The following is a 12,277-nucleotide window of genomic DNA, read 5'->3' as shown; positions in this document are numbered from 1 at the left end:
AACGATGGGTTGTATTGCAGCCCCGCATCCGTCCCGAAATGCTGACCAAATAATAACGGTGCAAGGATTAAGCTTTGTAGCATGATGCTGCCCTCCGTCTTTGCTTATGAGTCGGTGAGCATCGATGAGGGGTCTTCCAGTCCCCCATACCGCAGGAGAATCACCCCTGTTTTCTGGAAAGCCTTGTGTTTTCTTCTGGGAACGACAGCTTTAATTGCAGTGTGAAGATCCTGCTTTCTCCGTACTCTGGCAATGATGGATTGCCAACGTCTGTAGGTGTAGGTGTTGTAGTTGATTTCGCCTTTGAGGTTGGCTTGATGAAGTCCTCTAGTCAGATGCCAAGCAATTTTAGAGGGTGGTAGCTCTACGGGGGCTTTTGCAGTTTTGGTGGGCTTGGGTTTTGGTGTGGGATTTTCGATGGTAGGGACAGCGACTTGATCCGGTTCAGTTGAAGACTGCTGAGTTTCTTCCTTAGGTTGGAATCCATACAGATTCTTAAAGCTTCCCTCGATAACGTATTGCTTGGAAAACAAGACTTGAGGCCCAGGTGGATCCGCTGAGACTTTCGCCTCGGGAACCGCAATCACTGGATCCTTGGGCTTTATTCGCTGTTTGGGTCTGCGGGTGACAATGGCACCCCGGATGATTCCCGTATCAAAGCGGTTGGGGCAGGTATAGGCGATGTTAAACCGCAGCAATTGTTGTGAGGTCGTGAAGACCGTTAGCAGAGTTTGGGGAGCTTTGGGGATACCCCGAAAGTTCAGTTGTTCAATTCGTTGGAGATGGATCAATTGGGCGGGCGATTTGCTGATCTCCCTGGTTTCAAAGGAGACATGAACCTGGCTGGGATCATCAATCTTGGCCCAGGCCACACCCCCAGGCATATTCAGAAATGAGATGTTGTATCCCTTGCCAGGGCAGACATTGATGGTAGGGGCAATCCCTTCTGTGGCATCGGCTAGGCTGATACTTTGAACTACAGCCAGGGCCGACAATGGGGTGAGGATGATTGCTGTTGTGAGGAGTAAGGTTGTCTTCATTGGGTTGACTCCGATGGACCTATGAGAGTCTACGGATTCAACGAGATCTCCAAGGATTTAACCTTGAGATGAGTGATGACGTGCAAACAGATTTTAAGAGCGTCGATGCCAGAGAAATATAAGGCCCAGTGCGACAGGGCTAGATAAATCAACTGCGGAGTTAAAAGTTGGATCAAGCAAAAATGTCAGGAAGCGTATCAGCATATTCAAAAACTCCTCCTGAAGCGCTCAAAGCATCCCCAATATTAACCCCACCAACATTATTTAATAGCCCCTCATACGGGAAAAACACTTGTCCACTTAAACCTGCACTTCTATTAATCTCGACACATTCCTGAAGGGTATTAGCTGTAAGTGTCGTACCAGTGTCTTCGTGTCTAAAGCAAATCCCTGGAGAAAACATATTTCTCTCTTTTGAAAAATGCTTAATGAGATTGTTAACCTCACGTTGATATCTAGCAGTCGTGGGTCGATAGAACTGGGGATGAACTGTGTCAACTAGTTTTTGAGTTACCCATTCCTTAGTATCTTGGCAAAAAAAGATTCTGCACCAAGGATAAGGGTTAGGGGATAGGGATAGAGTAACGTCTCTTCCCCTACGACTTCCTACAGCCTCAATATCTCGATGCAATCGTTTCAGAAATTCAGTCAGGTCATCGGCGCGCCACTTGGTCCATTCCTTCCAATCTGCATTACCATCTTGTGGATTAACAGGCACTGGAGGTGGAGTTGAACCAAATCTACCAACTGTCACAGGATCATAGCCCCCATCATAGGGACAGGCAGGTAAACGATCGTCACCTTGAATTCCATCAACATCATAATTGGCAGCACAATCAACAATGAGGTCAATCATAAATTCCTGTACTTCAGGATGAAAAGGATTCATCCAGGTGAGTTCGCCACTTCTAAGATTTCTACCTCCACCATCAATACCTTTCCAGTCTGGATTTTCCATCAAAATCTCACCACCATCAGAAGCATGGGAGGCAGCAAAACCAAACTCAAACCAGGGAATAACTTTGATTTCTCTTGCATGGGCTTCTGTGATCATTACCTCCAGTGGATCAAATCCTGTAGCTTGATAGGAGGGATGAATTTCATCAAAACCGTGGGCTTTCATTACAGAGCTTCGGAAAAGTGTTAAGCTACTGTGCCAAACTACTGGGAAAACAAGATTAAAGTTTTTCGCTTTCAGGTTATCAAGTGCAACTTTTATCTCATCTTCAGAATTCAAGACTGAACTTCCGACGTTAGCAATCCAAACACCACGCACTTCAGCCATTCTTCATCTCCTATCAAGAACCATCAGGCACTAAACTTCCAGGTAAACACCCAACCTCACGTAAACACTAACTAAAGGCACTAAACTTCCAGGTAAACACCCAACCTCACGTAAACACTAACTAAATTTACTCACTACTATTGATGAGGTCTAACTGTCAGCATCCCAGGCATTAGAGATAATCTCAAACCTATTTCAGAAAAGTGATAGCCGAGCATTCGGTTACATGCAGCGTAAGACAACACAAGGAAAACTACTTCTGTATAACTGATATTAAGAAATCACTATGTCAACATGCGTCAGTCAAAGGGTAGGAGATAGGTAACAATAAGCTCAAAACATTAGTTTTGAGGTGGAGAACCACCATTGCCATTATCATCATTCGTCTGGATTTCCTTCATGCGTTGCTGTAAGTCAGCAAGTTTTTGCTTTAGATCATCATTCGCCAACTTGAGTGCACGTGCCTCTTGCTGTGGTGGGTTAAAGACGACATGGCCAGCAGTATCTTCTGCTTCTGCATAGCGATCAATTAGATAGCTTATGTCCTCTAGCTCTAGCTCATGCTTGATTCGTGCAACGTTTAGGATTCTCCAAGCTGTTCTTACATCTGATGCTTTGCGATCCAAACTAAAACGACTAATGATTGCTGATGATATCGCTGCCGTAAATGCAACACCTTTCAAATATCCTTTATCTTCTAGCTCTCCAGAAAAAGTTGCTACTATCAAAGAAGATGTTACAGATACTAAACCCAAGAAAATAAATGTAATTTGAAGAAACAAAGCAATCGACCGAAAATGATTTAAGTGGTCTTTAATATCTTCTATCGGTTTTTTTTCAGACATACTATGCTCTTAATCAAAAAGTTGACATCAGGCAAATATCCCAGTTCACCCGACCCGAAGATTTGAAGTTCTAACCATATCCATACCTTGGTTTAGGTGAAACTAGATAATTAAGCAGTAATCGCGGTCGCAGAATAAAAAGTTGTGGTTGTAAAAGTTAAAAGGCTGGTTTGATTAAAGAAAACCCAGCCCACAATATCAGCGATCACACTAAAGCTGAAACCTTTAGTACTAGCTCAGCTTGGCTCCACCGTATATTGCTACTGCTGAAAAGGGCTGGACTGTGATCTGTGCTTGACCATTCGTATCGACAACAACCGTATCCCCAGAACACGTGTTGCTTCCAGAATCATAATCACCTTGAATCACATTGCAATAGCTTCCTGCCGGTAAACTGGTCTGGAAAGAGCGGGACAAATCAGGACCACTTTGACGATTAATCACCACAAACCCTCGATCACCTCGACCAAAGGCAATCTGATTTTGACCATTATCCCACCAGTCCGTCGTGAAAAAGCTCGGCTGGGTGTAGTTTCGGAACGCCACCATATTGGAAATAGGACGCCAGCGATGTTCACATTTCCACTCGTTAAAACAATTTGGGGAATCGCTGTCATCTGCGTAAATATTATTTGTATTGCCGCTACCATCTGACGGTGGCCCTTGATTAAAACTACTAAATTCATAGCTAGACATCACCTTGGGATAACCATAGGGCCATGCCAACATAAACACATTGGTTAGGTCATAGAGCGTTCCATTTTTGAAGGTAACAAACGGTTCTCCTTTCCGTTGCTCATCATGATTATCCGTAAAGATGACTGCTCGTGTGCTATCCAATAAATCCCATGAAGGACCGAGAGTTTCCAATTCAGATATATTTTCTCTGCGACCACTGTTGTCGTTGTAAGGAGAATTAAGGAATTTTTGACCTACCTTGGCTCCATAATTAAATTCTGTGATATCCGCTTGACCACCATTAACGCCGAAGTAATCCACATCCTTTACGGCTTCATTGCCTCGGTTAATCACCTCAAGGAAAAAGTAGGGATCAGGATTAACTTGGGAATTAACTCTTTGGATAATATTATCGATATCTTCAGGATTCATATGCTTGGCTGCATCAACACGGAATCCCTTCACACCAATATTGGCTAAAGAAATCAAATAATCTGCAATAGTCCCTCTAACATTTGCTTGAGTCGTATTGAGATCTGCGAGACCAACTAACTCGCAACGACGAACGGCATTATTCGGGTTTGTTCCATAGTCACTGCCTTTAATTCCTCGATCACAGCATTCAGGGCAGTCTACTTGATCAACATGAAAATCTAGAGGCCCATAGGGTACATCAGGATAGTTGTATTTCGTTACGTTAGAACCATTACTCCCAACATTATCACCAGCCGTCATATGGTTAATTACAGCATCCACATAAGTATCCACACCCACAGCATTGCAGCGTGAGACCATATCTTGGAATTCAGCTAATGTGCCACTGCGACTATTATCCAACCTGTAGCTAACGGGTTGATATCTTTGATACCAAGGAAAGCGCTCATTTGGTTTATTGATGACGGCATGCTCATTCGGTGGCGAAACTTGAACTGCAGCATAGCCTTTTGGGCCGAGGTGATTCTCACATTCGTTGGCAATATCTGTCCATTTCCACTCAAACAAGTGAACAAAAGCTGTACGAGGGTCGCTTGAAGGTTGAGCTAGAACAGGTGGCGGAAATTGGACAAGAAAAAGGCCTGAAATTACAATTAGGGCAATCAATATTTTCCTCATCCGAAGGCGCTTCATTCCAAAGTTCTCCTTATTTTTTGGGAAAGGTAAGATAGTGCTCACGTTGTGTAATAAGTGCCTACATTTGCAAATATCGAATCAACTTATTATCTGCAACGTCCTAATCAAAAACTTGATATGAATTTTAGAGAGCTTAACAGCCACGCCATCAGGTGCACAAACGGGAATTCAGAATGCTCACTTGCTGTTTATGTTTGAGCGTTCCGTTGCATGGGTCTTATAGGCTAAAGACCAGGACTAGCAAGGGATGATTGCTATAGGTAATCTCATAATATGGAAAAAGGAGCTTTCGGAAGTCTAACCAGCAGAATCATCAATATCAACTTAAGCAGCTTACGGGACTACTAGTTGAATTCTATTGGTAACAAATAAAAATAAAAGTGCTTTTTTGTGCTCTTTTGTGTTGTCTTGGCCATTAAGCTTGTTAAATAACCTAATCAAGATACTGCAAGTTAATAAGTGGTGTAATGGGAATGTCGATTGGCGCACCTTAAGTTAAAGCACAATGTCCCGCATTGACGTGATCGCCGCAGTCCCAGGTGATGTGGCCTCAAGTAGTAGGTCTTCTCCAAGCTCCGAATCGACCTCTCGTGCAGCTTCAAAGGGCCTTAACATACGCCCTCGAAGCATTTCGCGTGCCCTTGAGATTGACGTATCTCGCCTGCGTCCTTGCTGGTCAAACAACAGCGGATCAAATGGACGCAACGCTGGGAAAGTCAGTCCAGTAAGTACTTCGATCGTTGTCAATCGGACCTGTTCCAATACAGGCGCAAAAGGTAGCGGATCCTCACTATCATAGTCACGTTGCCAGACGAGAAAACTAGCCGAACGCATCGCTCCATTCAATTCGACAGTCATCACTTTCCAGAATCCAGCTGGAATGCGGATCGGGACTTCGTTAGGACCGTTTTTGTGTTCAGGATCGTCTTCAGTGAACACTGGTCCCGTAAAGACACAGGCTCGTCGTCCGCCACTTTCAACACGGTCTAGCATCCAGTCTTCGATTTTTCCCCATGCATCATCATGTAAGTTTCCATGTTGTGGGGCAATGTTGGACCAAAAGTCGCTTTCGAGTTCGGCAATTGAGGCTTCCGCTTGATCGCCCCAAGAGAGACTCTTGCGTCGTGCCAAGTGCCCCCGATCCCAAGGGTTAGGACCGAAGACACCATCCCGGCTCTGGCGATAACCACGATTGTTATCAACCTGAAGTGACGCGGGTTGAATTTTCGGATCCTCATCGAAATCACGATTTGTGAACTGGGACGACGATAGCGTAGCTCCATCGATGTTATGGGCAGTAATAAAAGCGAAACCACGTTCCCGGTTGAATAACAGCGAATGGCGCGAGTGGTGGATATAGTCCCCTTCAAATGCCAACGCGATTACTCGGTCAATGGGAGTGGGAAGGGGAATGACATGACCAGAAATAAACTCGGGATCGTATGGCATAAGTAACTCCACATATTAACGGTCGGAAAACTGAGCCGCATAACGCCTCAGCTAAAAGGACGACGGTCTTCAACCTCTGAGCAGCGAACATACGCCCTGTCGCCGCTCCGGTTCAGCGGTTGGTCAGCTACAACCATCTGATTGGTTTTTGACATACGCTTCCACTTTTTAAGCCGCTTAGCTCACATATTGTTCAAGGTCGATGGCAATTTAACCCGTACCTGCCACACAGGGAGAATGCGCTCAAAGCTGATTGCATCGACGACAAGGATGCTCGGGTCGCAGTAATCACGCGAAAGGATGAGACGCTCGACACCGAAGGATTCGGGAGTGACGTAGCTGGAGGAGCCACTGATAATTGAGCCCGCGAGGAGAAACGCGTATCGTCCCGCCGCATCTGGTGCTACGTTCGGTCGGAAATCTGGATCGTAATTGAGCGTCGTCGGTCGTGGATCGTACCCAATACGGTGGATTGTGAGCGAGCGTGGATACTGCGGAACTTCAGAATCGCTACCAGCATAATGTAGGTCAATGTTCCCGAACACCAGTCTTCTGAGTTGAAACTCCGTTGGATAATTCGATCTGAGAAACTCCACTTCGTGTTTCCCAGATTCCAGTGTGCGAATAGTGCAAGAGTCAAAATCATACAGCCAACTATAGCCGCGCTTTGAAAGAAGACCTTTTTTAGTGAGATTGTAGACTCCATCTGTACCGAAGTTGGGTAAAATCACTTCGCGAGCGTCGCGAATGGAAGCGTATGTGAGTGGCGGTGTTTTTGAAAACACACCATCGCCTGAAACATAACCAAAAAACAGTCGGCGGACGATTGGTTTTTGATAGTACTCACTTTGCTGCCCCCAGCGCTGATAGTCGATTTCGCCCAATTCGATTTGAAATGGCACCGACGCAGATGACGCGCTGTCGTCAATGGAACGATACCGATCGAGTGAAATGGTAAGCGTATCATCCGCACTCAGGTCAGTATTTTCAGGCCCCCATTCATAAAAGTCAGTGTAGATCGTCCCTGGGCCAAACCCAAAGCTATGGATGCCATCAGCGAAGGGTAGGAACTGTTCGCCCACACTTCCCGCTTGATAGCGAGATAGCTTCTCATAGGCGTCACCGCTCAATCTTCCGAACGAACCATGATAGGTTGATCCATTGTAAATAATACGAAACTCGAAAGCGTTTTCAAGAGTACAGTTATTAATCAATTCGATTTGTGTGATGCTGCTATCTGCACGGATGACGGCACCACCAAGGTCATCTCCACCTCGACGGAAGAAGATACTCCAGCGGCGAACTTCCGAGTGGCATAGTTCCAGTTGATACTGGGAATCCTCGAAGTCGTCCCAGTGGTTCTCACCATCTTCCCAAATATTGTCGTCATTAATCCATTTAGACGGATCGACTGATTTATACCAATTCCGCAAATGCTTGCCTGCGACCAAAAACTGCCGTAGCGATACACTCTCAACCACCAAGTCGGTTAATGATTTAGGAGATTCTGTTAGGCGAATTGTCGCTGTAAGGTTTGCAGCATCAACATTTTCGAAATCAATGGACCGATATAATTTTTCAAGTGGACGCCCACCGTAGATGTTTTCAAAAATCTGTTCATCCGTGATAGATGTTCCAAAGTGGCTACGAAGGAAACGAGCGTCGTCCTCATCGGAGATATACTTCGGTGGTGGATAGTCGATAATTGGCATTTTTTCTTTGTCCTAGGTGGTAGGTGATTCGTTTCACTAACGTTACTCAACCAGGTTCGGGAGAATTAATTAACGCATAAAACCAACAGCGTATTTTGAGCGTCCCTTGCGTTTGCTTGATTAGACCAAGATCAAGATCTTGAAAGACTTGTACGCTGCCGGTGATCACCCAATCCTGAAAAAGCCACAACGAAAGTATAGCCACAGCAATTCCAAACACCATTGAAATACCTCATGGAGTGACTAATTGAAGTCTAAAAGCAAAGAATTTAGAATAACAATGCTTTTTCGTGCTCTTTTGTGTTGTCTTGGTTATGAGTTTATTGAGAATGTACTCAAGATACTGCAATATAAGCAGATCACTTCTTCAAAACTGCCAAGTAGATATTTATTGATAAAAAGAGAGAGCTAACAATTCGCTCTACCTCACAGACCCAATCGCCGTAATCCTCATCGCCGTCCCCGCTTTGAGAATAAAGAACTCTCTCCCCTGGTTTTCCTGCAAGGCCGCTTGATTCCGTTGATTCAAATCTCCGAGTAAAGCATCGGTGCCCCCTTGGACCAGGGCCGCGAGAACATCATTCTCCCCAATCTGAGAAACGCTAGAGGTAAAACTTCCCGTCGTCGAGGTGATGGAGGTGGGACGGTTGGTACTATCTGCTCCCGTAGAAGCGGCACCCAGCAAGGTTTTAGCGATGACAGGCAGGATTTTTGAACCAGCCCCCTTTCGCTTGGCCTCCAGGGGCTTTCCCTTCTCGTCCGTAATAGAGGTTTGACCATTCACCGCCACTGCCTGACCTTCCACGACGATATTGGTCAGGGATAAAGCCACTAGCTTGGAGCTGTCCCTTTTGGCATCACCCATCGATACAGTGACTTTGGTCCCAGCAGGGATCGACTCACTGCCTTGAGTGACAACCGCTAATGCCGAGGTTTGCACCCGGTCTGCACTCCAGAAAATAGGGGTCTCCAACTGAGCAGAAATCGCATCACCGGGACTCATCCACGGCTCACCCCCTTGGTCAAACCCATTGCTGAAGGATTGACCTGAATCCTGACTAGTATTTCCATAATCCATGCCCCCATAGGTGCCGATGTTATCAATGGAGGCATAGAGAGCTGCTGCGTCCAACTCTGAATTGACCTGAGCTTGAGGGGATGAGGGTGTTACAGCCCTCTTAGGTGGTTTCGGTTGGGCAATGGGGACGGGTCTAGAGGCTGGGGTCTGGGATCGGGGTCTGGAAGGGACTCTGTAAACCGTTCGGGGACGGGTGCTGGGTACTGACGGAGGCGGATAGGGTCGGGACCGGGGAAGGGTCACGGTATTTCGGGGTGAGACAGAGGCTTGCTGAGTATTGGATTGCTGTTGTGTCTTGTTTTCCTTACTCCCTAACATCTCAGCTTCAAGCTTCTTCGCCGTCATCACTGACTCAGCTCGTTCTTGGGCCACATCCTGATCCGCAAAGGCCAGCTTCGTTTCATCGTTATCAATCTCGATTTTCTCGTCAGGTACCCACTGTTCCTCCTCTGCGGGCTTAGCGGCGACATTGCGAGAACCAGACTTTGAGAACTTGTTGATATCAAACTGGGAGAACAAGAACAATAAGATAGTTGCACTGACGGCAACACAGCCCACCCAAAACGAAGTCCTCAGCCAAGGGGATTCACTCCGAGGTCGTTGGGTGTGTTCATCAATAGGGTCAATCTCGGCATACGGATCCTCATATGCGGGTTTCGCTGTCGGTTTCTCCTCTAGAAGGGTGCCTACTGGTTCTGATATTGTTTCTGGTTCATCGTCATACAGCGATTTGAGCAATGTCAGTTTGTTCACTTAAACATCCTCCCGAGTGAATTTTTCCATGCGATAGATTTCGAGGCCGTACTGCCTGATGTTGAAGAAGGCTTTGCTCTCAGGGGTTTCACTTTCCGGGAATGGATCCTCAATCACCGGGATTGCGCGAATGTATAGCTTCCGGTTAAACGTCATCACTTCCGTGTTGCGGTCTTGGGTAATCACCCGGTTGGCAACAACCCCCACAGACCAATGACCCGGACGCTGAAGTTTTCGGGGCAGGGTAATTTTCTTGATTTCAATTCGATGTTGTTTCGTCCCCTGGAGATAGGCAGGGTCTGACCATTCCGCAATTTTTGCTAGCACCTGAGACCGCAGCCGCGAATCAGTGGTAAAGGCCCCCGATGTCTCATAGGCCAAGGTAGAGATGCGGTTTTGTTTGCCGAAGTCCACCCCTTCGTCTTTGACCTGTGCGCCATATTCATCAATGGTTTTTCCCGTCCAGTTGAAGGACAGGGAGAGTACTATCCCAGCAAAGTCTTGGATAGATTGAGGAGAACGAGACAGGTGATGCTCAGCTTGAACCTGGACCGGGCCATTCAGAGTTTGTACAAGGACTGGATCCTTCTTCTTAGCGATATTGGCAAAGGAGATTGCTAGCGAGAGAACCGCTAATGCTGAGATAGTGCTAACCACAACAGCGTAGATAGCAAGATGGGGCAAATAATCCCCCGTTTGTAGGGAACTGATCAGCGTCCCTTTTTTGGTTTTGGGTATCGCAACCATCGTTAAGCTCCTGAGTATGATCGGTGACCTCGCCGCTGGTTCGCAGCAAAGGATGAGAATTGGAGAATTGCCAGAATAATGGTGAGGCCACCTCCCCCGGCTAGTCCCACCGTCAGCAGTGGGGCCAATAGTCCACTGACCACTGCAAACACGGCATGAAGGACACTGCCCCCAGACATGAGGATGTCCGCTGCAATTGCCACGATTAGGTTGTAGAAAAACTTCAGTAATCCAATGGAGGACATGGCAACACCCCAGGCCATAATCGGCATGGCTTGCAGTGGGGAGAATCCCAGCAGTAGCGCCAGTGGCAGCAGGAAGGCCGTCAGAATGTAGCCATATTCAATTAGGACTTGGAAGCCTTCCCCCAAGATATCTAGGAAAAACATCAGGATTTCTTCAAAGCCACTGAGAAAGGCTGTTCCCAACTCTTCCAGGAGACCTAGATCCTTGACGTTGGCAGAACCGCTGGCCTGGAGCTTGTTTAAGGTTTGTTGTTTTTCCTGAATCCAGGGTTGGTCGCCAAACCGCTGGCGGTCGATTTCAAGCAGTTCAGTGCCCACTTCGGCGGCAGCATTGAAACAGAGCGATTGCTGTTCACCGGGAGGAATGCCATCACACTGTTTGATCTGAGCCGACATGACAGCGGGGTAAGAGGTGATAGCTCTGGCTTGTTCGGTCTTAGATTGGGCATCAACCAGAGATAGGACATCCTCTCCTAACTTATTGTTGACTCTGCGGGTGCTGTTGGCACTCATCGCCATCAGATCACCGGAGTTGATCACGACAAGCAGAACTACGGGTATGACTATCTGTTCCCAGGGAAAGGCTCCAATGCTATCGGCTTTCTTGGCTAACCACACCGCATACCAGACCAGGGCAAACACACCAACAATGGTCAGGGCAACCCGAATCAGAAACATCCATTGAGGCATGTTATCGATCCAGAACACCTCAAAGGCTTCGGAGGTGGCAGCACTGGACAGTTGAGATTTGCGGTCTATCTTGAGGACATCGACTTTGGCATAGGCAGGAAGTGTAGAGGCCACGAGGCCATGCAGAAAGCAGAGGACAAAGAGGGGTTTCCACCAGGTACGCCAGGACCAATCGTAGTCAACGGGGGTGGGGGAGATAAAGTCTAGGAGATTGGGGGGGGTGAAGTTTCGGCGTTTGGCCCATTGATACCAGTCAGGCAGCTTATGAGGAGATGTATAGGCGGTCATTAGAAACGAGTCCTCATTCTGGAACGGTGGATCAGGCGGATGGCGTTGGCGTTGGTCTCTGAGTCTCGTCCTCGTCGGATGGCGTCATTGGTTTGGGAGACATTAGCGATTTGATTGAGCAATAAGGCTCGGTCTAGCTTTTCCTGTTCCCCATTAATGGTTTGAATGGCTTGGAATCCTCCCATCTGAGCGGATACGGAGAGAAAGGCTTTAGCAACATCTTGGGTGGTGGTGGCGTCTATCCCTCTTTTATCACTTTAGACAGAGAGAAAGTCAGGATGCTTGAGCAATTTCCTCACCAGTGGACAGCAAAATGTCTCCATCCTAGATGTGAGT

10 protein-coding genes are annotated in these 12,277 nt (G+C 46.9%); all 10 read right to left on the bottom strand.

Annotated features, from left to right (window positions below):
* Positions 1-104: 104 nt before the first annotated feature.
* The 10 genes from Q0991_RS15890 to Q0991_RS15845 all read right to left on the bottom strand — a co-directional run bounded on the left by Q0991_RS15890 (position 105) and on the right by Q0991_RS15845 (position 12,126).
* The gene (locus Q0991_RS15890) at positions 105-1,040 is read right to left on the bottom strand and encodes a hypothetical protein (RefSeq protein ID WP_299490009.1); all 936 of its coding nucleotides are present in this window, start codon (positions 1,038-1,040) and stop codon (positions 105-107) included.
* A 172-nt stretch (positions 1,041-1,212) separates the two neighbouring features.
* Positions 1,213-2,325: a family 10 glycosylhydrolase gene (locus tag Q0991_RS15885; protein WP_299490007.1), complete on the bottom strand. Its 1,113-nt coding sequence runs from the start codon at positions 2,323-2,325 to the stop codon at positions 1,213-1,215.
* Positions 2,326-2,666: 341 nt separating this feature from the next.
* Positions 2,667-3,170, bottom strand: a complete 504-nt coding sequence (locus tag Q0991_RS15880; protein ID WP_299490006.1) for a hypothetical protein — start codon at positions 3,168-3,170, stop codon at positions 2,667-2,669.
* A gap of 231 nt (positions 3,171-3,401) precedes the next feature.
* Positions 3,402-4,976: an alpha-amylase family protein gene (locus Q0991_RS15875; RefSeq protein WP_299490004.1), complete on the bottom strand. Its 1,575-nt coding sequence runs from the start codon at positions 4,974-4,976 to the stop codon at positions 3,402-3,404.
* 498 nt (positions 4,977-5,474) lie between these two features.
* Entirely contained in the window at positions 5,475-6,428 is a 954-nt protein-coding gene (locus Q0991_RS15870) for a DNA/RNA non-specific endonuclease (protein ID WP_299490001.1), read from the bottom strand.
* 182 nt (positions 6,429-6,610) lie between these two features.
* Positions 6,611-8,140, bottom strand: a complete 1,530-nt coding sequence (locus Q0991_RS15865; RefSeq protein WP_299489999.1) for a hypothetical protein — start codon at positions 8,138-8,140, stop codon at positions 6,611-6,613.
* A gap of 421 nt (positions 8,141-8,561) precedes the next feature.
* Positions 8,562-9,971 (bottom strand): hypothetical protein, encoded by a 1,410-nt coding sequence (locus Q0991_RS15860; RefSeq protein ID WP_299489996.1) that lies wholly within the window; start codon positions 9,969-9,971, stop codon positions 8,562-8,564.
* On the bottom strand, positions 9,972-10,718 hold the full coding sequence (locus tag Q0991_RS15855; protein WP_299489993.1) for a hypothetical protein: 747 nt from the start codon (positions 10,716-10,718) through the stop codon (positions 9,972-9,974).
* Between the two features lie 2 nt (positions 10,719-10,720).
* Positions 10,721-11,941 carry a hypothetical protein gene (locus Q0991_RS15850; RefSeq protein ID WP_299489990.1) on the bottom strand — a complete coding sequence of 407 codons (1,221 nt, stop codon included), beginning with the start codon at positions 11,939-11,941 and terminating at the stop codon, positions 10,721-10,723.
* Positions 11,941-12,126 (bottom strand): hypothetical protein, encoded by a 186-nt coding sequence (locus Q0991_RS15845; protein ID WP_299489987.1) that lies wholly within the window; start codon positions 12,124-12,126, stop codon positions 11,941-11,943. Before Q0991_RS15845 ends, Q0991_RS15850 begins: the two co-directional genes overlap by 1 nt.
* Positions 12,127-12,277 lie beyond the last annotated feature (151 nt).

Source organism: Acaryochloris sp. IP29b_bin.137 (genome assembly GCF_028285745.1).
Taxonomy (GTDB): Bacteria; Cyanobacteriota; Cyanobacteriia; order Thermosynechococcales; family Thermosynechococcaceae; genus Acaryochloris.
The sequence above is the reverse complement of the archived record's forward strand: the minus strand, read 5'-3'. Positions and strand labels throughout refer to the sequence as shown.

Coding starts and splice junctions, on each gene's coding strand:
- Q0991_RS15890 (WP_299490009.1), bottom strand. CDS start 1,040: ATGAAGACAACCTTACTCCTCACAACAGCAATCATCCTCACCCCATTG.
- Q0991_RS15885 (WP_299490007.1), bottom strand. CDS start 2,325: ATGGCTGAAGTGCGTGGTGTTTGGATTGCTAACGTCGGAAGTTCAGTC.
- Q0991_RS15880 (WP_299490006.1), bottom strand. CDS start 3,170: ATGTCTGAAAAAAAACCGATAGAAGATATTAAAGACCACTTAAATCAT.
- Q0991_RS15875 (WP_299490004.1), bottom strand. CDS start 4,976: ATGAAGCGCCTTCGGATGAGGAAAATATTGATTGCCCTAATTGTAATT.
- Q0991_RS15870 (WP_299490001.1), bottom strand. CDS start 6,428: ATGCCATACGATCCCGAGTTTATTTCTGGTCATGTCATTCCCCTTCCC.
- Q0991_RS15865 (WP_299489999.1), bottom strand. CDS start 8,140: ATGCCAATTATCGACTATCCACCACCGAAGTATATCTCCGATGAGGAC.
- Q0991_RS15855 (WP_299489993.1), bottom strand. CDS start 10,718: ATGGTTGCGATACCCAAAACCAAAAAAGGGACGCTGATCAGTTCCCTA.
- Q0991_RS15850 (WP_299489990.1), bottom strand. CDS start 11,941: ATGACCGCCTATACATCTCCTCATAAGCTGCCTGACTGGTATCAATGG.
- Q0991_RS15845 (WP_299489987.1), bottom strand. CDS start 12,126: ATGGGAGGATTCCAAGCCATTCAAACCATTAATGGGGAACAGGAAAAG.